At 62.7% G+C, this 22,076-nt stretch carries 15 protein-coding genes; 4 read left to right on the plus strand and 11 right to left on the minus strand.

What is annotated here, in order from left to right:
- Positions 1 to 116 precede the first annotated feature (116 nt).
- The gene (gene treS, locus CFE47_RS02660; protein WP_286835376.1) at positions 117 to 2,183 is read left to right on the plus strand and encodes a maltose alpha-D-glucosyltransferase; all 2,067 of its coding nucleotides are present in this window, start codon (positions 117 to 119) and stop codon (positions 2,181 to 2,183) included.
- A gap of 134 nt (positions 2,184 to 2,317) precedes the next feature.
- On the opposite strand, the gene CFE47_RS02665 is transcribed toward treS, so the two are convergent.
- Both CFE47_RS02665 and CFE47_RS02670 read right to left on the minus strand, forming a co-directional pair.
- Positions 2,318 to 2,992 carry a response regulator gene (locus tag CFE47_RS02665; RefSeq protein WP_286835377.1) on the minus strand — a complete coding sequence of 225 codons (675 nt, stop codon included), beginning with the start codon at positions 2,990 to 2,992 and terminating at the stop codon, positions 2,318 to 2,320.
- Between the two features lie 3 nt (positions 2,993 to 2,995).
- Complete coding sequence (locus tag CFE47_RS02670; RefSeq protein WP_286835378.1) at positions 2,996 to 4,381, minus strand: ATP-binding protein; 1,386 nt, start codon at positions 4,379 to 4,381, stop codon at positions 2,996 to 2,998.
- Between the two features lie 146 nt (positions 4,382 to 4,527).
- Here CFE47_RS02670 and CFE47_RS02675 point away from each other — a divergent pair, with 146 nt between their 5' ends.
- From CFE47_RS02675 to CFE47_RS02685, 3 genes are read left to right on the plus strand one after another with little or no spacing between them, the layout of a single operon-like run.
- Positions 4,528 to 5,697 (plus strand): efflux RND transporter periplasmic adaptor subunit, encoded by a 1,170-nt coding sequence (locus CFE47_RS02675; RefSeq protein WP_286835379.1) that lies wholly within the window; start codon positions 4,528 to 4,530, stop codon positions 5,695 to 5,697.
- 2 nt (positions 5,698 to 5,699) lie between these two features.
- Complete coding sequence (locus CFE47_RS02680; RefSeq protein WP_286835380.1) at positions 5,700 to 8,831, plus strand: efflux RND transporter permease subunit; 3,132 nt, start codon at positions 5,700 to 5,702, stop codon at positions 8,829 to 8,831.
- Positions 8,828 to 10,192, plus strand: a complete 1,365-nt coding sequence (locus tag CFE47_RS02685) for an efflux transporter outer membrane subunit (protein WP_286835381.1) — start codon at positions 8,828 to 8,830, stop codon at positions 10,190 to 10,192. Before CFE47_RS02680 ends, CFE47_RS02685 begins: the two co-directional genes overlap by 4 nt.
- 124 nt (positions 10,193 to 10,316) lie before the next feature.
- On the opposite strand, the gene CFE47_RS02690 is transcribed toward CFE47_RS02685, so the two are convergent.
- From CFE47_RS02690 to CFE47_RS02730, 9 genes are all read right to left on the minus strand, one after another.
- Positions 10,317 to 11,516, minus strand: coding sequence for a dipeptidase (locus CFE47_RS02690; protein WP_286835382.1), 1,200 nt, complete (start codon positions 11,514 to 11,516; stop codon positions 10,317 to 10,319).
- Between the two features lie 2 nt (positions 11,517 to 11,518).
- Positions 11,519 to 13,807: a TonB-dependent receptor gene (locus CFE47_RS02695; RefSeq protein ID WP_286835383.1), complete on the minus strand. Its 2,289-nt coding sequence runs from the start codon at positions 13,805 to 13,807 to the stop codon at positions 11,519 to 11,521.
- Between the two features lie 26 nt (positions 13,808 to 13,833).
- Entirely contained in the window at positions 13,834 to 14,868 is a 1,035-nt protein-coding gene (locus CFE47_RS02700; protein WP_286835384.1) for an ABC transporter substrate-binding protein, read from the minus strand.
- Complete coding sequence (metC, locus tag CFE47_RS02705; protein ID WP_286835385.1) at positions 14,865 to 16,067, minus strand: cystathionine beta-lyase; 1,203 nt, start codon at positions 16,065 to 16,067, stop codon at positions 14,865 to 14,867. Before metC ends, CFE47_RS02700 begins: the two co-directional genes overlap by 4 nt.
- Complete coding sequence (locus tag CFE47_RS02710) at positions 16,064 to 16,735, minus strand: amino acid ABC transporter permease (RefSeq protein WP_286835386.1); 672 nt, start codon at positions 16,733 to 16,735, stop codon at positions 16,064 to 16,066. The genes metC and CFE47_RS02710 overlap by 4 nt, the downstream gene beginning before the upstream one ends.
- Positions 16,725 to 17,462, minus strand: coding sequence for an amino acid ABC transporter permease (locus CFE47_RS02715; RefSeq protein ID WP_286835387.1), 738 nt, complete (start codon positions 17,460 to 17,462; stop codon positions 16,725 to 16,727). Before CFE47_RS02715 ends, CFE47_RS02710 begins: the two co-directional genes overlap by 11 nt.
- A complete protein-coding gene (locus tag CFE47_RS02720) occupies positions 17,455 to 18,177 on the minus strand; it encodes a transporter substrate-binding domain-containing protein (RefSeq protein WP_286835388.1) in 723 nt (240 codons plus the stop codon). Before CFE47_RS02720 ends, CFE47_RS02715 begins: the two co-directional genes overlap by 8 nt.
- A gap of 257 nt (positions 18,178 to 18,434) precedes the next feature.
- Positions 18,435 to 19,094, minus strand: coding sequence for a class II aldolase/adducin family protein (locus CFE47_RS02725; protein WP_286835389.1), 660 nt, complete (start codon positions 19,092 to 19,094; stop codon positions 18,435 to 18,437).
- Between the two features lie 9 nt (positions 19,095 to 19,103).
- The gene (locus tag CFE47_RS02730; RefSeq protein WP_286835390.1) at positions 19,104 to 21,797 is read right to left on the minus strand and encodes a TonB-dependent receptor; all 2,694 of its coding nucleotides are present in this window, start codon (positions 21,795 to 21,797) and stop codon (positions 19,104 to 19,106) included.
- Between the last annotated feature and the right edge of the window lie 279 nt (positions 21,798 to 22,076).

The raw sequence follows: 22,076 nt of genomic DNA on the forward strand, positions 1-22,076 counted from the left end.
TGCGCTAGCTGAGTGGCGGGGGACTGAGGGTGGTTCCCACATTGAGATGCAACGAATGGCCCCTGCGACCCTCATATGTCTACAAGCAACTTTTCACGACCACGGGGACAGGGCTTATGACGGCGGCTGAAAACAACCATGTGAACTGGCTGGTAGAACAATCGATGCTTTACGCGGCACGCCAGCGCGCCAAGCTCTATTCGGGCCAGGGTCGGTTGTGGCAGCAGCCCTACGCGCAAACCCGGCCACGGGATGCCACGGCGTTGTCGTCGGTGTGGTTCACCGCGTACCCCGCGTCGATTGTGACCCGAGAGGGCGGGACTGTACTGGAAGCCCTGGGGGATGAAAGCCTTTGGCACGCGCTGTCGAAGATCGGTATTCAGGGCATTCATAACGGCCCGTTGAAGAAGTCCGGTGGCCTGAGCGGCACGCGTCATACCCCCACCATCGACGGCAATTTCGACCGCATCAGCTTCGAGATCGACCCTGAACTAGGCACCGAAGCGCAGTTGCAGGCCATGACGCGCATGGCCGCTGCCCACAATGCGGTGATCATCGACGACGTGATTCCGTCCCACACCGGCAAGGGCGCGGATTTCCGCCTGGCCGAGATGGCGTACGAGGATTACCCGGGCCTTTATCACATGGTGGAAATCCGCGAGGAAGACTGGCCATTGTTGCCGGACGTCGCCGCAGGTCGCGATGCGCAAAACCTCAGCCCGCTGCAGGTGGATGCACTGCGTGACAAGCACTACATCGTCGGCCAGCTGCAACGGGTGATCTTCTTCGAGCCAGGCGTGAAGGAAACCGACTGGAGCACTACGCCGATTGTGGTTGGCGTGGACGGCAAGCCACGACGCTGGGTGTACCTGCATTATTTCAAGGAAGGCCAGCCGTCTTTGAACTGGCTGGACCCAACCTTCGCCGCGCAACAGATGATTATCGGCGATGCGCTACACGCCATTGATGTGATGGGCGCGAAGATCCTGCGCCTGGACGCCAATGGTTTTCTCGGTGTGGAGCGCAAGCTCGATGGCACGGCGTGGTCGGAGAGCCATCCGCTGTCGATCACCGGCAACCAGTTGATCGGCGGGGCGATCCGCAAGGCGGGTGGTTTCAGCTTTCAGGAGTTGAACCTCACGGTGGACGATATTGCCGCCATGTCTCACGGCGGCGCCGATTTGTCCTATGACTTCATCACCCGTCCGGCGTACCAGCACGCGCTGCTGATGGGTGATACCGAATTCCTGCGGCTGATGCTGCGCCAGATGCATAACCTGGGCATCGACCCAGGATCGCTGATCCACGCGTTGCAAAATCACGATGAACTCACCCTGGAGTTGGTGCATTTCTGGACGTTGCACGCCAATGACACGTTCCTGTATCAGGGCCAGACCTTTCCCGGCAACATTTTGCGCGAGCACATCCGCGAGCAAATGTACGAGCGCCTGGCCGGCGAGCATGCGCCGTATAACCTCAAGTTCGTGACCAATGGGGTGTCCTGCACCACCGCCAGCATCATCACGGCGGCCCTGGGGATTCGCGACCTGGAGGCGATTACCCCGGCGGATATCCAACAGATTCGCCAGATTCACCTGCTGCTGGTGATGTACAACGCCATGCAACCGGGCGTGTTCGCACTGTCTGGCTGGGACCTGGTGGGTGCACTGCCACTGGCCGCCGATGAGGTCTCGCACCTGATGGGGGATGGCGATACGCGCTGGATCCATCGTGGTGCCTATGACCTGGTGGACCTTAACCCCGACGCCGAACTGTCCGCCGGGCAGATGCCGCGTGCCAGAACCTTATACGGCAGCCTGAACAGCCAACTACAAGACCCGGATTCCTTCGCCTCACAACTGCAAAAAATCCTCGCCGTACGCCGCGCCTACGACATTGCCGCCAGCCGCCAGATTTTGGTGCCGGACGTGCAACATCCGGGGTTGTTGGTCATGGTTCACGAATTGCCGGCCGGCAAAGGTACGCAGATCACCGCACTGAATTTCGGTGCCACGCCGATTACCGAAACCTTGCACCTGCCGGATGTGGCCGCTGGGTTGGTGGTGGACATTATCAATGAGCGGGTCGAGGGGGATTTGACGGCAGAGGGAGCATTCACGATTACGCTGGATGCGTATGAAGGCCTGGCCTTGCGAGTGGTCAGCAGTACACCAATGGCGTGAATGAACACGGTCAAAAATGTGGGAGCTGGGTTGCCTGCGATAGCGGTGTCCCCGGCAACATCTCTATCGACCCTGCCGCCGCCTTCGAAGCCTCGCTAAAGCTCGACAGCTCCCACATTTGATTGGGGTTTTCCTCACAATTGGAAGCGGTAACCCACCCCATACAACGACTCAATCGGGGTCTCCCCGGGACACGCCTGTTCCAGCTTGCGCCGCAGGTTGCGGATATGGCTGTCCACCGTTCGGTCGGTGACCACGCGGTGGTCGGAGTAGAGGTTGTCCAGCAGCTGGTCACGTGAGAACACCCGGCCAGGGCTGCGGGCGAAGGTGTTGAGCAGGCGCAGTTCCAGGGGGGTGAGGTCCAGGGTGATGCCGTCGAGCGTGGCCAGATACTGCGCCTCGTCGATCACCAGGCGCGACGCAGCGCTATCGAGCAGTTGCGGGCCGCGGCGCAGGATGGCCTTGACCCGAGCCACTACTTCGCGCGGGCTGAAGGGCTTGCAGATATAGTCGTCGGCGCCCAGTTCCAGGCCCAACAGGCGGTCCACTTCTTCGACGCGGGCGGTGATCATGATGATCGGCACGGCGCTGAAACCCCGCAGGTCCTCGCACACTTGCATACCGTCGCGACCCGGCAGCATCAGGTCCAGCAGGATCAGCTTGGGGTCATGGGCACGCACTGCCGGCACCACTTGCAGGCCGTTGTCCAGGCACAGCGTGCGGTAGCCGGCCGCAGTGAGGTAGTCGTGCATCAGTGCAGCGAGCTTGGGTTCGTCTTCAACGATCAGAATCGGGCGTTCATCGCTCATGGCTTACAAGCTCCGTGGCAAACGCAGGGTCAGCTGCAAGCCACCCAGCGGCGAGTGGGCCGCGTCCAGGCTGCCGTCGTGGGCGAGGGCGATGCTACGGCAGATCGCCAGGCCCAGCCCCGCACCACCACTTTCACGGTTGCGCGAGGCTTCGCCACGGTAGAACCGCTCAAACAACTTCGGCAGTTGGTTCGCTGAAACCCCAGGCCCAGAGTCGAGAAAGTCGATACGCACCTGGTCCCGTTCCACCCCGAGGGTGATGCGCAGCGTTCCGTTGACGTCGGTGTAGCGCACGGTATTTTCCAGCAGGTTTGAGAACAATTGCTGCAGCCGGTTTTCATCCGCCAACAGCTCGACAGGCTGACTCGGCAGGTCCAGTTCGACCTGCAACTGCCGCGCGTTGAAGCGTTCCTGATACATCGCCACAGTGTTTTCCAGCAGTTGATCGAGCACGCAAGGAGCCTTGCGGTAGGTGAGGGCGCCGATATCTGCCAGGGACAACTCATACAGGTCGTCCACCAGCTTGCTGAGCATGCCGACTTCGCCTTGCAGCGACTTCATCGAGGCCTGGTCCAGGGTGCGCACACCGTCCTCAATCGCCTCCAGCTCACCCCGCAGCACCGACAGCGGTGTGCGCAGTTCATGGGACACATCGGCCATGAATTCGCGGCGCATCTTCTCGTTGCGCTCCAGCGTGTAGGCCAACTGGTTGAAGTCCCGGGCCAACTGGCCCACTTCGTCATTGGACGCCACCGCGACGCGGCTGCTGTAGTCGCCGCTGGCCAAGCGGTGGGTGGCAGCGGCCACGCGCTTGACCGGCTCCAGCAACGTGCGGGCGATCCACCAGGCAATCAGCATCGCCATCAGCAACGAGAACACACCCATCACCAGGCTGGTGCGCAACTGATATTGCTGAAAGCGTTCACCGCCGGCCTCGGTCACGCTCTGGAAGGGGGTGACGGCCAGCCAGCCGACAGTTTCTCCGGCCACAACGATGGGCAGCGCCAGGGCGTCATCGCCAATGGCGGGGTAGCCGGTGACACGTTTCTTGTCTTTATCGAGCAGCGCGATACGAAACAGCGCACCGGTCAGGTCGGAGATCTGCGGTGTCTTCAAGTCCCGTATCAACGGCTTTTCTCCCGGCTCCGGGCGCATCACTTCGAACCAGCGATCCGGTTGGTTGCGAAAATACTCCCAGCTGCCTTCGCGCTCATAGGTGGCGACCAGGCGTGGCAATACCGGGGCCATGCGTTCCAGTGCCTGTTCATTGATATAGCCCAGGAACCCCCGGCCAAAACTCCAACTGGTGGCGATGCCCATGCTGAGGATCACCAGCAACACGCCCGCCAGTACCGCAACAAACAACTTGGTGGAAATACTCAGCTTCATGAACAGGGGCCGTAAAAAAGGGACCTGACCATTTAGGCCCCCAGGCGCAAAAGATTCAACCCAGGCGGGTAATCTTCAATTTTCCTGCACATTTGCCTTGCAGCATTGGGATAAGGCTTGCGCCATCCCGTCTTGCAGAGGCAGATATGTTGACCAAATACTTCGCCAAATACCTGGTAACCGCCGCGGTGTTGCTTTGCGTGATCATCCTCGCCGTGCTCGGTGGCTGCTCGGCCGGTGACCCGGCTCCGCAGGCCGTCATGCCCACCGTGACGGTGCTGACAGTGCAACCGAAAAGCCAGGTGCTGACCACCGAACTGGCCGGACGCACCCAAGCGTTCATGGTCGCCGAGATTCGCCCTCAGGTCGGCGGCATCGTGCAGCAGCGCCTGTTTGTCGAAGGTGCCGAGGTTAAGGTCGGCCAGGCGCTGTACCAACTGGATGCCGCGCCCTACAAGGCAGCGCTGGCCCAGGCCGAGGCCACGTTGAGCAAGTCCCGCGCCACCCTGAAATCGGCGCAAACCACCGCCAAGCGTAACGCGCAACTGGTAAAGATCGACGCCATCAGCCAGCAGACCTATGAGGATTCCGAGGCCACGTTGTTGACCGCCAGCGCAGACGTGCAGGTCGCCCAGGCCGACGTTGACACCGCACGCATCAACCTGGCCTACACGCGCATCAGCTCGCCAGTCGCCGGGCGTATCGAAACGTCCACTGTCACCCCCGGCGCCCTGGTGGTGGCCAACCAGGACACGGCGCTGACCACCGTGCAGCAGCTCGACCCGCTCTACGTCGACGTGACTCAATCCACCAGCGAACTGCTCGGCCTCAAGCGCGACCTGGCCAGCGGCGTGTTGCAGGCCAATGACGACGGCGAAGCGCGCATCAGCCTCAAACTGGACGATGGCAGCACCTACAACCACGAAGGTCGTCTCACTTTCAGCGGTGTCAGCGTTAACCAGAGCACCGGTACTGTGACCTTGCGCGCGGTATTTCCCAACCCCGAACACCTGCTGCTGCCGGGTATGTACGTACGCGGCGAGCTGGAGCAGGCCCGCGATGAACAGGCAATCCTCCTCCCGCAAAAAGCCGTCACTCGCAGCGCCAGCGGCGTGACGTCGGTGTTGGTGGTGGCCGACGGCAAGGTCGAGCAGCGTGTGCTTACCGTCGACCGTACTGTGGGCAACCAGTGGTGGGTGACCGCCGGTTTGCAGGCCGGGGAGCAGGTGATCGTCGAAGGCGGGCAGAAGGTGCGTGTCGGCGCCGAGGTGCAAACCCAGACCGTGGATAGCGGCGCACTGGCGAAGGAGGGTTGAGCATGGCGCGTTTCTTTATTGATCGACCGATTTTTGCCTGGGTGATTGCCATCGTGATCATGCTTGGCGGCGCGCTGTCGATCAGCCAATTGCCGCTTGAGCAGTACCCGGACATCGCACCCCCCACAGTGCGCATCTCGGCCACCTACACCGGCGCCTCGGCCAAGACCGTCGAAGACTCGGTGACCCAGGTCATCGAGCAAGCACTCACCGGCCTGGACAACCTGACCTACATGTCGTCGTCCAGCAGCTCGGCGGGCAGCGCCAGTATCAACCTGACCTTTGGCGCCGGCACCGACCCGGACGTCGCGCAAATGCAAGTGCAGAACAAGCTGCAACAGGCCGAATCACGCTTGCCGCAGTCGGTACAAAGTGAAGGCCTGACAGTGACCAAGGGCGGTTCGGACTTCCTGATGATCGCCGCGCTGGCCTCGGATAATCCCAGCGTCACCGGCACCCAGATTGGTGACTACATCTCCAGCACGTTGCTGGACTCCATCAGCCGTATTGACGGGGTCGGCGAGGTGAGGACTTTGGGCTCAGGTTATGCCATGCGTATCTGGCTCGACCCGGCCTTACTGGAAAAGTATGCGCTGATGCCTTCGGATGTCAGCACTGCCCTGGAAGCGCAAAACACTGAGGTGTCCGCCGGCCAACTCGGCGCGTTGCCGGCTGCCAAAGGCCAGCAGCTCAACGCAACCATCACTGCGCGCAGCAAGCTGCAGACCGTCGAAGAGTTTCGCCAAGTGGTGGTCAAGTCCAGCAGTGATGGTGCTGTTGTGCTGCTGGGGGATGTGGCCACGGTGGAACTGGGCAGCGAGAGCTACGACGTAAATTCGGCCCTCAACGGCAAGCCCGCTGCCGCCATGGGCGTGCAACTGGCGGCGGGCGCGAATGCGCTCAAAGTCGGCGAGGCAGTCAAGGCCAAGCTCAAGGAGATGGAACCGTACTACCCGACCGAAATGCAGCTCAACAATGTGATTGCCTACGACACCACGCCGTTCGTGAGCCTGTCCATCGAGGAGGTGGTCAAGTCGCTCGGCGAGGCCATCGTGCTGGTGGTGCTGATCATGTTCCTGTTCCTGCAGAACCTGCGGGCCACGCTCATCCCTGCGATCACCGTGCCGGTGGTGTTGCTCGGTACCTTTGGCGTGCTGGCGTTGTTCGGGTATTCCATCAACACACTGACCATGTTCGCCATGGTGCTCGCCATCGGCTTGCTGGTGGACGATGCCATCGTGGTGGTTGAGAACGTTGAGCGGGTGATGAGCGAAGAGGGGCTGTCTGCCCTTGAGGCCACACGCAAGTCCATGGCCGAAATCACCAGCGCGCTGGTGGGTATCGCGCTGGTGCTGAGTGCGGTGTTTATCCCGATGGCGTTTTTTGGCGGTTCCACCGGCATCATCTACCGGCAGTTTTCCGTGACCATCGTTTCGGCCATGGTGCTTTCGGTGCTGGTGGCGATGACCCTCACACCCGCGCTGTGCGCAACGATGCTTAAACCCACGGATGCCCATGGCACGCAGCGCGGTTTCTTTGGCTGGTTCAACCGTGGTTTCGAACGTTGCTCGGCACGCTACGAAGGCCTGGTCGGGGCCGTATTGAAGCGTGGCAAACGCAGCCTGGTGGTGTACGCCTTGGTGGTCCTGGCCATGGCGGGCGGTTACGCCAGCTTGCCGACTTCGTTCCTGCCGGATGAAGACCAGGGCATCCTCATGGCGCAAATTCAATTGCCGGTCGGCGCCACCGACAGCCGCACGCAAACGGTCATGGCGCAGTTTGAGGGGTACATGCTCAAGCAGCCGGAAGTCGAGGCGATGATCAGCATCAGCGGTTTGGGTATCGGGGGGAACAGCCAGAACACCGGACGTGCGTTCATCCGCCTCAAGGACTGGAGTGAACGTACGGCCAGCGGCCAGGATTCGGCCTCGATTGCCCAGCGTGCCACCTTGGCCCTGTCGAGTATTGGCGATGCCAATGTGTTCGTCATGCTGCCGCCTGCGGTGCGTGGCCTGGGGCAAAGCTCGGGGTTTGACCTGCAGCTCAAGGACCTGGGTGGGCTGGGCCATGACGCCTTGGTGGCGGCACGCGAACAGTTTATCGAGCTGGCAAAAAAGGACCCACGCCTGCTTGGCGTACGCAGCAACGGCCTGGATGATTCGCCGCAGCTGAAAGTCACCATCGACGACCGCAAGGCCGGTGCCTTGAGCCTCAGCACCAGCGACATCAACAGCACCTTGTCCACCGCCCTCGGCGGCAGCTACGTGAATGACTTCCTCAACCAGGGCCGTGTGAAGAAGGTGTACGTACAGGGCGCAGCCGACTCGCGCATGCAGGCGGCGGACCTGGACCATTGGTTTGTGCGCAACAGCAACGACGAGATGGTGCCGTTTTCATCCTTCGCCAGCAGTTCGTGGAGCTACGGCTCGCCGTTGCTGGAACGCTACAACGGCAGCGCGTCATTGGAAGTGGTGGGCGACCCTGCGCCAGGGGTGAGCTCTGGCGTTGCAATGGATGTGGTTGAAGCGATTGCCAAGCAACTGCCCCAGGGCATTGGTTATGAGTGGACCGGGCAATCCTACCAATTGCGGCTGTCCGGCTCGCAGGCGCCGCTGTTGTACGCGGTGTCGGTGCTGTTCGTATTCCTGTGCCTGGCGGCGTTGTACGAGAGTTGGTCGGTGCCGTTTTCGGTGATCCTGGTGGTGCCGCTGGGTGTGGTTGGGGCGGTCTTGGCCACACGCTTTACTGGCCTGAGCAATGACGTGTATTTCCAGGTGGGGCTGCTGACCACCGTGGGGCTGGCGGCGAAAAACGCGATCCTGATCGTCGAGTTTGCCAAGCACTTGCAGGAACAGGGCAACAGCTTGCGCGAAGCCACACTGATTGCCGTGCGCCAACGCCTGCGGCCGATCCTGATGACCTCCCTGGCGTTCATGTTTGGCGTATTGCCGCTGGCCCTCAGCAGCGGCGCGGGTTCCGCAGGGCGCCGCGCCATCGGTACAGGCGTGCTGGGCGGCATGTTCAGCGCCACGGTGTTGGGGATCTTCTTTGTACCGTTGTTCTTTGTGCTGATCCGCCGCCGTTTCGGGCGCACCAGTACAGCGACCCAAACCGCGCAGAAAGGTGACGCATGATTAGGTTTTACTGGCCGATCCTGGCCACACTGGCCCTGAGTGGCTGCATCAACCTGGCGCCGGATTACCAGCAGCCCGAGGCCCCCGTACCGACCGAATGGCAGGCAACGGTCAGCGGTGACGTCGCGGCGGATATCCAGTGGCAGCAGTTCTTCACGGACAGCCGCCTGGCCAAATTGCAAACCCTGGCCCTGGCGAACAACCGCGACCTGCGCCTGGCCAGCCTGAACATCGAGAAAGCCCAGGCCCAATACCGCATCCAGCGCGCGGCGGCGTTTCCAACGATTGATGCGGGTGTCAGCGGCACCCATGCGCGTACCGCCAGCAGCGGCACCACGCACGACTACACTGCGCAGCTGGGGTTGAGCAGTTACGAAGTGGACGTGTTTGGTCGCGTGCAGAACCTGCAGGACGAGGCGCTGGAAGCCTACCTTGCACTGACCGAAACCCGGCGCAGCACGCAAATCAGCCTGGTGGCCGAGGTGGGCACCGCCTGGCTGACCCTGGCCGCTGACAACGAGCGCCTGCAATTGGCCGAGGACACCCTGGCCAGCCAGCAGGCCACCTACGAACTGACCCAGCGCAGCCATGCACTGGGCGGTTCAGCGGCGCTGGCCGTTGCCCAGGCGCAAACCACCGTGGAATCGGCACGGGGCGACGTAGCGGAGTACCAGAGCCAGATCCTCCAGGACCGTAACGCCTTGCGCCTATTGGTGGGCAGTGACATTCCCGACGCCTTGTTGCCAGGCAGCCGCCTGCAATCGGCGGCTGCGCTGGTGCAGGTCCCGGCTGAGTTGCCGTCGAGCCTGCTGCAGCGACGTCCCGACGTGCTGGCGGCGGAACACAGCCTCAAGTCGGCCAATATCGATATCGGCGCGGCCCGTGCGGCGTTTTTCCCCAGCATCAGTTTGACGGCGAACGCCGGTTCGGCGAGTTCTGCGTTGTCCAGTCTGTTCAAGGCCGGTAGCGGTGCATGGACCTTTGCGCCAAGCATCAGCGTGCCGATCTTCGACGCCGGCAGTAACCGCGCCACGCTGGATGCGGCCAAGGTGGAGAAGGAAATCCAGGTGCAGACCTATCAGCAGACCCTGCAGACCGCGTTCAAGGAGGTGGCGGATGCCTTGGCCGTACGCAGCACCCTGGACCAGCGGCTGGCTGCGCAGCAAGCGCTGACCGACGCCAGTCAAAAGAGCTTCGAGCTGTCTGATGCGCTCTATCGCGCCGGCTCGCAGAGCTATCTTGAAGCCCTGGATTCGCAGCGCTCGTTGTACAGCGCCGAGCAGGACCTGATCACTCTGCGCCTGGCGGAGCAGAGTAACCGGGTAACCCTGTACAAAGTGATGGGCGGCGGCTGGCAATAGCTGAGGCGCCGCCATCCAAATGTGGGAGCTGGCTTGCCTGCGATAGCGGTGGGTCAGTTAGCACTTGTGTTGTCTGGCACACCGCTATCGCAGGCAAGCCAGCTCCCACATTTTCAATCTGTGTTTACAAAGCTGCGGACTGTGCGGCCTGGAGCACTCTGAGCAAGTTTCCGCTCCAGATATTCCCCACCTGCTGCTCGGTGTACCCAGCATCCAACAACCGTTGGGTAATCACCGGCAATTGGCTCACATCCTCCAGGTCGCTAAGGCCACCTCCGCCATCCCAGTCCGCCCCGATCCCCACATGCTCCGGCCCGGCCACGTCCAGCAGGTGCAGCAAATGCTTCATGAACACATCTAGGTCCGCTTTCGGTTGGGCGAAGCGCTCGTTGATCGTGTCGCGCTCCTGGTACAGGTCCTTGACCTGCTCCGGGCTCAGCGCGGCCAGGTTGTGGAAGCGCGCACCCAGGGCGGCCATGGCTTTGTTGCGCTCCGGGTTTTGCTTGAGCGGAATCAGGTAGTCGCTGTAGGCGTTGACCTGGATCACGCCGCCCTTGGCTGCCAATTGGCGTACGCGGTTGTCGTCCAGGTTGCGCGGGTGTGGGTTGACCGCACGGCTGCTGGAGTGGGACGCGATGATCGGTGCGGTGGAAAACGCCAGCATCTGGTCGAACACCGCGTCGCTGGCGTGGGACACATCCAGCAGGATGCCCAGGCGGTTGGCCCGTTGCACCAGGTCACGGCCCTTGGGGCTAAGGCCTTTCCATTCCGGCAGGGCGGTGGCGGAATCCGCCAGGTCGTTGTTCATGAAGTGCACCAGGCCGAGCATGCGCAACCCTTGGCGGTAGTAGGTGTTCAGCAGTTCCGGGTCGGAACTCAGCGGGTCGGCGTTTTCCATGCTGATAAACACCACGCGCTTGCCCTGGGCTGCGATGCGCCGGGCATCGTCGGCGGTAAGGGCGAGGGCGAAGCTGTCTGGGTTGCGGTCGATCACATCACGGATGCGCGTGAGCGTGGCCAACCCATAAGCGCTGGCGTACGCGCGGCCTTCTTCGGTACGCGGGCCTTGTGGGGTATAGACCGCGAAGAAGCCGCCATCCAGGCCGCCTTCGCGCATACGCGGCAGGTCGACCTGGCTACCGTCCTGGCGATAGTCGTGGCGCTCGATAATGTTCCAGCCGGGTCGGGTCAACGTGAGCGGTGTGTCGAGGTGGCTGTCCAGTACCAACAGGCGTTGGTGCAAGGCCAGGGTGTTCGGGCTGACGGTGGTTTGGGCGTTGGCCAGCAGTGGCAGCAGGGCGAGTAACAGCAGGCGCTTGGTCATGTTCAGAACTCCATGCTCAAGGTGCTTTGGAAGGTGCGCGGCGAGCCCGGGCGGAACACGGCGGGGCCGCTGGTGCTGGTGAGGATGTAGCCCAGGTAGTCCTTGTCAAAGAGGTTGTCGATGTTGAAGCGCAGCTTCACGTTTTTCAGCGGGCCGTAATGCAACTGCTCGCCACCCAGGTCCAGGTAGGCGTTGTACAGGGTGTAGCCGGGCACCGATTCGCTGTTGGTGAAGTTGCTGTAGCGCTCGCCGATGTAGCGTGCCGAAAAATTCAGCAGCGCCCACGGCGCCAGCTCATAGGTGACCCCGGCCTGGGCCAGCCAGCGCGGGCTGTCGGGCACGTCGTTGTCGCGGATCGACAGGCCGGCGGCATCGTTCTGGAACGTGGATTTGTTATAGGTCAGGTTGCCGTTAAGCACGATCTTGTCCGCTAGCACCGGCGGCTTCCACTGCCCGCTCAACTCGGTGCCATAGGCCTGCACCTTGCCAACGTTCTGGTAGTAGGTTTCCACTTGGCTGCTGCCCGGCACCGGTGATGCGAAGGCTTGCAGGCGGTTGTCGAAGTCAGTGCGGTAGATCGCCCACGAGGCGTTGAAGGTGGGGCGATTGATGCGGTAGCCCACCTCGTAGTTCTTCGCCCGTTCGGCATCCGGTGGCGGCGCGCTGGGGCTGGCGGCGCGGAAGATATCGTCGGCGCCACGGGGCAGGGCCATATTCTCCGAATAGGAGGCAAACACTTGGGTGTCGTCGGTCAGGTTGTAGACCAGCCCGGCCTGAGGTAGGAACGCGTCGTTCCACTGGGTGCTGATGCGCGGCTCGCGGTTGTTGATGTAGTCGCCCGCGTTGCGGTAACCCTCGATACGGTACTTTAGGTTCAGGCTCTTGAACCCGAACTGCAGGCGCAGGCGGTCATCGAGCAGGGTCCAGGTGTCCTTGAGGTGGTATTGCAGCGAATTGCGCGTGGAGCTGAAATCCCCTTGCAGGTGCACCGGCTCGTTGAACAACGGCGTGCCGTCCGGGCTGCCATCGGTGAGGTTGTAGCGACCTTGCTGGCGGTTGAACACATCGGTTTCGGCCCACAGGCCGGTGTCGATCTGGTGCTGGCCGATGTTCCATTGCAGCCCGGTACGCCCGCCAAAACGATGGCCGCTGAGGGATGACAGCCCGTATTGCACGCCCTTGGGCGCGAACAATCCATCCACGTTGCCCTCGGCGTTGTGCAGCGCCAGCGAGGTGGCGTACGCCTCGGGAGATACACCAAAGCCTTTCTTGGCCTCGTAGTACAGGGTGGTGTAGTTGAGCAGGTCCGGACGGATTTCGAATTGGCCGCCCAGGCTGTAAAGAGTGTCGCGCCGCTGGTTCACCGCCTGTTTGTAGTACTGGTTGTAGTTGGTGTTGCTGTAGCGCACGCCGGGCACGGTTTCGGGCAGGTCCGGCAGGCTGCCAAGGTAGGCGAAGTAACGGCCCGAACGGCCAAATGGGTCATTGGCGGTGCCCTCGTACTGGGCGATGCTGACGTAGGGCGAGTCGTAGTCATAGAACGAGTTGTGCACTGCGCGCAGCCACACCTCATCGCGATCGCCGAAGCGGTAGCGCACCTTGGCTTCCAGGTGCTCGCGGTCGATGGTGCCGGGGCCGCGCCACAGGTCGCCATCGATTTTCGAACGGCTGAAATACGCCGACAGGCCCTGGTACTCGCCACTTTGCAGCTTGACGAAACTGCGCCGCAGGCTGTCGCTGCCCAGTGTGTAGGACAGGCTCACGCCGGGCTCCACCGTGGGGTTGCTGGTTTGGTAATCCACGTACGGGCCCAACGATGCATAACCCGATTGCGACACATCGCCGGCCCCCGTTGAGGCGGTGACACGCTCGGTGTTTTCGTTGTCGACATAGCGATAGATCGGGCTGCCGCCGAACTGGTCGGTGCGGCCCAACGGCACACCGTCGATGGAAAACCCGATCTGTTGCAGGTTGAACGCGCGCACAAACACCGAGTTGCCGAACTCGTACAAGCCCAACGCATCGTTGACCTGTACGTTGAAGCCCGGCAGCGCTTCGAGCATTTTCAACCCTGACGTGCCGGCCGGGGCCGATTGCAGTGCCTGGTGCGAGATCGCCAGGGTATTGCTGATCTTGTCTTCGCCGATGGCGGCGCTGGCTTCTGTCACGCGAGCGCCGACCACCTCGACTTTGCTCAGTTGCGGTTCGGTGGAACTGGCGGGCTGTGCCGCCCAACTTGAATCGGCCACCAGCAAGCTGGCGAGCAGGGTCTTGCGGTACTGAGCAATCATTGTCTGTCCTTGGCAAAAGTGTGGCGTCAGAGCCCGGCGTGGGCTCTGGCGAGAAAATCGGGTTGGGCCCATTCGTGCACGCTGAAATCGTTCTGCAGGAAGCCGCGCTGCACCAGGAAGTCCTTCTTCAACTCCAGGGCCGCAAGGTTCTGCGGGCCCAGTTGCGGCACAAAATCCAGCTCGGCGATGGCGCTGCGGATAAACGCGGCATCCGGCAAGAAGGTGACCCGGGTGAAGAGTTCGGCCGCCGCGTCACGGTGGCTGTTGATCCAGCGTCCGGCACGGATGGCGGCGCGCAGGAAGGCCACCACCACGTCCGGGTGTTCTTCGGCGAAGGCGCGGTTGACCGTGGTGGCGTAGGGGCCGTTGTGGTTCTTGAGGGTCCAGTCCGGGTAGCGTTCCAGGTCTTCGATCACGGTGAATTCACCGCTGGCGAGCAGCGCGGGTACATGCCCGGCGGCGATATGCACCGCGTCCACACGGCCTTCGGCCAGGGCGCGCACCTCATGCCCCGGCTTGCCGTGCAGGCCATGCAGCTGCGACCAGAACGCCGAAGGCCGCACCGCAGGTTGCAAGGCGTGGGGGTCGCCTTCGTCCTCAAGCTCGATCAACCGCACTTGCGACGGCTCAAGCCCCGCCAGTTGCAGCGCGTTGAACAACCCGTGTTCGGCCAGGGCCTTGAGCACATCCACCCGCGCCTTGTTGCGGCTCACCGGCACGCCAATGCGCTTGCCGAACAAGTCCGCGACCTGGCGGATGCGACCGTCGGCACGCACCAGTACCTGGCCGGCACGCTGGGTGGCGGTAGTGGCCACCAGCAGCGTATCGGCCTGGTCGGCACGGGCCCACAACGCCGGTACTGCACCGCCGTCGCGGACCAGGCGTGATTCGCCGTGGGTGAAGTGGGGCAGCCAGCCTTGGTTGTCGGGCAGCGAGCGCAGGTAGATCGCTTCGGCGCCGACGCGTTGGTATTCCTCATCCAGCCAGCCGAGTTCCACGGCGAGATTGGATGCGACCAGCAGCGGGCAAATGCTGTAGTGGGTGGGCAGGGCTTGGCTCATGGCAGACTCCGTGACGATGGTTGGGTGACACTCAAGTGTTCCAGGGCTTGTTGCAGGTCGGCGATCAAGTCCTCGACCGCCTCAAGGCCCACATGCAGGCGCAGCAACACGCCAGCGGCGATCTGTGCCGTGGGATGGCGTTGCTGTGTGCGGATCAGGCTTTCGAAACCGCCCCAACTGGCGCCCATGGCAAACAGGCGCAGGCTTTCGAGGAAGGTGTTGATCAGTGGCTCGGGGGCGGGCTTGAGCACTACGCCGAACAAGCCGGTGGAACCGAGAAAATCGCGTTGGAAGATCGCGTGCCCCGAGGCTCCAGGCAGCGCGGGATGCAGCACCTGGGCGACTTCCGGGCGCTGTTGCAACCAGCGCGCAACGGTCAACGCGCTGCTTTGGTGCTGGCGCAAACGCACGCCGAGGGTACGCAGGCCGCGCAGGCCGAGATAGGCGTCATCGGCACTGGCGATGTAGCCCAATTGGCGCACGGTTTCGCGCACACCGGCGTACAACGGCTCAGTGGTGACGATCACGCCAAGCATGGCGTCGCTGTGGCCCACCAGGTATTTGGTGGCGGCGTGGATCGAGATGTCCACGCCGTGTTCGAACGCCTTGAAAAACAGCGGCGTGGCCCAGGTGTTATCCAGCATCAGCAGCGCACCGTGGGCGTGGGCAGCACGCGCGAGGGCGGGAATGTCCTGCACTTCAAACGTGCTGGAACCGGGGGCTTCGGCGTACACCAGGCGGGTATTGGGTTGGATCAACCCGGCGATGTCCTCGCCCAGCATCGGCGCAAAATATGTGGCCTGGATGCCGTAGCGCGGCAGGATCTGGTCGAACACCTGGCGCGCATGCCAGTAGCAATTGTCGGTCACCAGGATATGGTCGCCGGCCCGTGCCACCGCCAACACCGCGCCGACAATCGACGCCAGCCCGCTGGGCATGATCAGCCCCCGAAAACCACCCTCCAACTGCGCTACCGCGTCTTCGAACGCGGCGGTGGTGGGGTTGCCGTTGCGACCGTAGATATGGCCGCGGTAATGCGGGTCATCGGCGTTGTGCAGGTGGTTTGGCAAGGTGCTGGTGTCGGGCCAGATAAAGGTGGAGCTGCGATAAACCGGGGTGTTCACGCTGCCTTCGTGGCTGGCGGGGTCGCGTCCCAGGTGGGTCAGAAGAGTGTCGTCACGCATGCGTTGGGTGCTCATGAGCGCTCCAGCCGTTTGGCCAGGCGGGAGAGGGGGTAGATGTAAAGAAAGAACGCGATGAAGACCAAGCCGTAGGCAGGCAACAGCAGGTCGCTGCGCAGTTGGGTGGAGAGGTGCGATTGCACGGTGGTCATCAGCTCTTCCACCCCCAGCAGATTGGCCAGGGAAGTGGACATGGTCACCGCGCAATACAGGTTCACCCACGGCGCGACCAGGCTCGGCAGGGTCTGCGGGATGATCACGTAGCGCAGCGCCTGGCCGTGGCCCAACCCCAAGGCGTGGGCGGCTTGCCACTGGCCCGTGGGCACCGCACGCACAGCGCCGCGCACGATCTCCGAAACATAGCCGATGGCGGGCAACGCCAGTCCCAGGGCGACCTTGAGCCAGTCCGGCAACTGCCACCAACGCCCGGCCCAATGCACTTCATAGGGCAACAGGTAGGCCACGTAGAACATCACCACCAGCCACGGCAGGTTGCGCAGTAGACGGCTCAGGTAGCCGGCGCTGCGGCGCAGGTTTGGCTGGGCGCTGACCTGCAAGCTGCCGAGCAACACACCGGCCAGCGTCGCCACCAGCATCGCCGTGACGCCCATCAAGATATTCAGACCAAAGCCTTGCAACAGCGCCGGCGCCCACTGCCACAGCAACAGCAACGGTTCAGGCAGCATCGGGCAACTCCTGGCCGGGCAGCCGCAGGCGCGCTTCCAGGCGGCGCAGCAGCCAACTGCTGACGCCGATCAACAGCAGCCAGACCACCAGCAGCACCTGCATCATCTCGGCGACGTTGAAGTTGTCGGACCAGATCCGGTTGCTCGCATAGAGCAGTTCCGGTACCGCAATTGCGTAGGCAATCGACGTGGACTTGATGGTCTGCACCACCGTATTGCCCATCGCCGGCAGGCTGTTGCGCAGGGCCAGCGGCAGCACGATATGCACTAACACCGTACGGCCCTGCAGCCCGAGGGCGGCCGCCGCTTGCAGCGTGGAGTGCGGGACGGCGTCGATCCCGGCGCGCAGGTTCTGCGCCTGGAACGCGCCGTTGTGCAGGCCGATCACGATGATCGCCCATTGCGTGCCATTGAGCAGGCGCACGCCGTCCACCAAAGGCAGTAGCGCACCGACGCCGAAGTAGAAAAAGAACAGCTGTACCAGCAGTGGCGTATTGCGAAACAACGCGACGTAAGCGCTGCTGATGCCGCGCCACAGCGGGCGACGCGCACCCAGGCCGGCCGCGCCAAATACCCCGAGGATCAGCGACAGCCCAATGCTTGCCACCGACAACCCCAAGGTCAGGCCCAGGCCCAGCAGGAAGCGCTGACGGTCCATCGGGTCCCACACAATGCTCAGCAGCACGCCATGCTGCTCCAGCCACAGACGCAGACTGATCTCACTCATGCCGTGCCTGCGAATGCTGCTGCGCCACCCAGGCATTTGGCGCCAGGCCGTAACGCTGTTCCAGTTGGATGATCAACCCGTTGGCGTGCCAGCCTTCGACAATGTCCGACACCGCCGCCAGCAACTCAGGCTGCCCCTTGCGCAGCGCAATGCCCCACGGTGCCGGGTCTTGGCCTGGAAGCTTGACCTCGTAATCGGCCCACTCGGGTTGACGAGCAAGGGCGCTGTACAACGCATCGTCGCCCATCGCGCCCAGGCAGCGGCTGTCGGCCACGGCCTTGCGCACCTCGGCGGTACCGTTGAACGAAGCGAACTGCACCCCGTAGCGGTTTTCGAATGGGCGCACCCACACACTGGTGGCGGGCGCGCAGAGGGTCTTGCCCCTCAGGCTCTCCCAATCGGGTACAGCCGTGGACTTAGGCGCGAAGACCGTGGTCGCCGAGCTGTAGAAACCGGGGCTGGCAAAATCCACTTCGCGGCGACGCGCGGGGGTGTCGAGCAAGGACGTGACCAACACTTCGCAGCGGCCTTGGTCGAGGAACAGCAAGCGGTTCAGCGGATTGACCTGCACCAGAGACAGCTTCAGCGCCTGGCCGACACGGGCGGAGAGCTGCTGTTGCAAGTCGACGATCAAATCCATGATCAGGCCGGAGGGCTTGCCCTGGGCGTCCAGCGTTTTGAAGGGTGGGAATTCATCGCTGGTGCAAACGTTCAAGGTGCCGCGCGATTGCGCACGTTCCAGAAGGGGCTCCGCGAAAGCCGGGAGAGCGCTAAAGGCCAATAAAGCAACCAGCGCCAAGGAGGCATGGATATGTCCTTGGGCTGATCCAACAGACGCTGCGGCTCGAATGCCGTCTTCGCGAGCAAGCCCGCTCCCACAAGTGGGCTGAGTTGTACCTGATGGAAGGTGGTTGATTGAGCGGGCGCCATCGCAGGCAAGCCAGCTCCCACAGTTGGTTCGCGGAGCAGCCGTCATGGGGCGCTCCAGCCCAGGCGCGAACGCTGTGCCGCGCCTGCGGGAAACGGCTGCGGCGTGCCGAGCTGGGCCGCCAGGAACGTCAGGTAGGCCGCTTCTTCCAGATTGATCAGCAGCCGCGTCGCCGCCAACACATCGCGCTCCGACCAGGCAAAGGGCCCGTGATTCAATAACAGCGCCGCCGGCGCACGCGGGTGTTCGCGCAAGGCCGCCACAACGGGCTCCGGTGCGTAACGCGGGCCCCAAGCGGTCAACGGGATCTCCTGGTCTTCGTCGAGAATGCCCAACAATTGCGAGGCGTGCGCCCGCAACGGTCGCCCGGCAATCGCAAACGCCGTCAGATACGGCGAGTGCGTATGAATCACCGCATTCACCTGTGGCCGTTCGCGGTAGATCGCCACATGCAGCGCCGCCACTTCCTTGAGGTTGTCAGTCAGGCTGCCCTGGCTGTGCTGCAAGTCGAAATCCACGATCGCTGACACGCCACTGTCCGCACCGCTCAGCGAGGCAATCACCAGCCGCTGCTCGCCGGGAATGCGCAGGCTGATATTCCCCGCCTCATTGGCCGACAACACCTGGTGCTTGATCAATAACTGCTTGGCTTGGGCAAAGTCATGTTCGAACACTTGGATAAAACGCACAGGATCAAAACTCATGGGAAGTCCTCAGAAGCGGTAGTCGGCTTTCACGTAGTAGAAGGCGCCTTCGGCACCCGCCGGGGAGATGCTTTGGTACGCCACGCGCCCGCCGACAAAGCGGTTGGCCACGTCGATCTTGTCCGGGTAGCTGTCAAAGATGTTGTTGCCGCCCAGGGTCAGGGTCAGTGCCTGGTTGATGTCGTAGGACACGCTGGCGTTGCTCACCCATTGCGCGGAAAAGGTCTGGTCGCGGGCTTCGCCGAGGTTGGAGTCAAGGGTGTAGGTGCCGTAGCGAATGGTGTTCCAGCTGGCCTGCCACGCACCTTTGCGCCAGTCGGCTCCGAGGATCAGCTTGCTGTTGGGCGAAGCGCTTTCCACATAGCTGAGGGCTTCGCGGTTGATCAGGGTGATACCGGTACCTGCCAACGGGCCGGGGTTGTCCTTGATATCGGTGACCTGGGTCTTGCTGTAGTTGAAGGCGCCGTTGAGCGTCAGTTGGCTGGCGTCCGCCAGGTCCAGACGATAGTGGGCGGCCACGTCAACGCCGCTGGTCTTGGTGTCCAGGGCATTGGTGAAAAAGCTCACGCCGGAGTAGTTGCCATAGCCTTCATTGGCCAGGATCTGGCTGACCTGGGTGCCGCTGAGGGTTTCCGACAGGGCGATACGGTCCTTGATGCGAATGTGGTACGCATCCACGCTGACGCTGCCCCGCTCAGTCGGCTGCCACACCACGCCGAGGGACAGGCTGGTGGACTTCTCCGGTTTCAGGTCGGTGGCGCCAAGCGCACGCGCAACCGGTGTGTTCACGCTGACGGTGCCCACTTGATACGCGGTGGGGTCGCCGGCCTTGAACTCGGTCTGGGTCGCCGAGGTGCCGATCTGGCCGAGCGTGGGGGCGCGATAGCCGCTGCTCAGGGTCGAACGCAGGCCCCACTGCGGCGTGAAGTCATAGCGTGCGGAAAATTTGCCGGTGGTGGTGGTGCCAAAGTCATCGTAGTGCTCGCTGCGCCCGGCCAGGCCCAGTTGCAGTTTCTCGGTGACTTGCTGCTCCAGGCCCAGGTAGCCGCCGAACACATGGCGCGCATACCGGCCTTCGTCACTGTCCTGGGTGCCGGGGAAGCCCTGGGCGCCGCCGGCGCGGGTGGGCAGGGCGGTACCGTGGGTCCAGGAGGCGAGGTCGCCGGCAATCACTTCATACGATTCGTTGCGCCATGCCAGGCCGCTGGAAAATACCAGCGGGCCCGCCCCCCAACCCACTTTGAATTCCTTTACGTGATCGAGACCGACGTTGGTTTGCTCATTGACCAGCGCACCGGCATTGAAGCTGGTTGGGCTGGTTGGCCCGAGGCTGGCGTTGAGCGAGTCACTGAGGTGATAGTCGATGCGGTTGCGCCCATAGTTGGCGCTGAGGTCGAAGGTGCCGAGGCTGTCATCGCGGATCTTCACGCCGCCGGTGACCGAGGCGTCTCGCGAGCGTACGTCCAGCAGCGGCAGAAAGCCGTTGGGGTACACAGCGTTCAAGTTGTTGGGGTCGATAGGGCGCCGAAAGGTGGCTTGGGATTCGCCGGTACGGTCCTGGTAGGTGGCGAAGCCGTAGAGGTCGACGCTGTCGTTCAATGACAGGCCGGCATTAAGGGCCAGGTTCCAATCCTCAAGGCCCGGCGAACCGTAGCGCCAGTGCCGGTCGGCGTCTGCTTCGCGGGCATCGCCAGTGGGGTAGAACTGGCGGCCATCGGTGCCGCCGGTGGACGTGCGTTCGCTGCGCAGGCCCTCGCCGCTGAGGGTGAGGAAGCCATCGCCGGGCAAGGTAAAGCCGGTCCAGCCGCCTACCGAACGGCGAAAACCGTCGCCCTTGGTGTACTTGCCAAAGGTGCTTTGCACCGCGCCGCCGTGGTCCTCCTCCTTGAGCACAATATTGATCACCCCGGCAATCGCGTCCGAGCCGTATTGGGCCGAGGCGCCATCGCGCAACACTTCGATATGGTCAACGGCGCTCACGGGGATGGTCGACAGGTCCACTGACTGCGAGCCACGGCCGATGGTGGCCTTGGTATTGACGAAGGCCGAGGCATGCCGACGCTTGCCGTTGACCAGCACCAGCACCTGATCGGCCGCCAACCCGCGCAACGACACCGGCCGCTGCGATGACACGCCGTCGGTGCCGTTGACCTGCGGGTAGTTCACCGAAGGCACCAGGGTTTCCAGGGCCTTGGCCAGGTTGTCGGTGCCGGCGCGTTCCAGCTGTTCGCTGCTGATCACATCCACCGGGGCCGAGCTTTGCAGGGCGGTCACGTCACTGCGCCGGGTACCGATGACCTCGACAGATTTAAGCCTTGGCGCCTGGGGCTCGCTGCTGATTGCCGCCGCCGGTGCGGTGTTGTCGGCCAGCCGGTGAATCAACACTGCGCCGCTGGCGGTCTGGCTGAAACCCAACTGCGAGCCGCTCAAGGCAATCCCCAATGCCTGTTCCTGGCTCAAGCGCCCCTGGATCGAACGACTCGCGCGGCCTTCTACCAAGGGTGGGTCGAACGCAATCGGATGGCCGCTCTGTTGCGAAATGCTCAGCAGCACTTCATCCAAGGGGCCTGCGGGGATATTGAAGTCGATGACGCTTTGCACCGACGCCGCATCCGTTTGGGCCAACGCCAGTGTCGGCAGCGCCAGCCCGCCCAAGGCCAAAGCGCAGGCCAGCGGCGCCAGGGTGAATCCTGTTTTCAACATGCAAATCTGCTCCGGGTCGTGATGTTCTTTACGAGATTGAGCAACTTCGTCGGCAGATTTTCAGTACTAAGTTAGAACACTTAGTTCGGTGGCTAGATGATTTTGTTGAGCGCATAAGCTTCGATCAAACTGATCTAAGTGCGCGGTGAAAATATAAGGGAGTATCTGCACAAGGGTACTGACAGCCAGCACCGGTTGTCCGCGCAAAGCCTGCAAAGTTCGAAGCGTCGAATTGGCAGAGCGGTCTGCACGCTTACGGAAAAGCTCATCAGGAGACAG

Origin of the sequence: Pseudomonas sp. PGPPP1 (assembly GCF_002255865.1) — a bacterium.
Lineage (GTDB): Bacteria > Pseudomonadota > Gammaproteobacteria > Pseudomonadales > Pseudomonadaceae > Aquipseudomonas > Aquipseudomonas cremoris.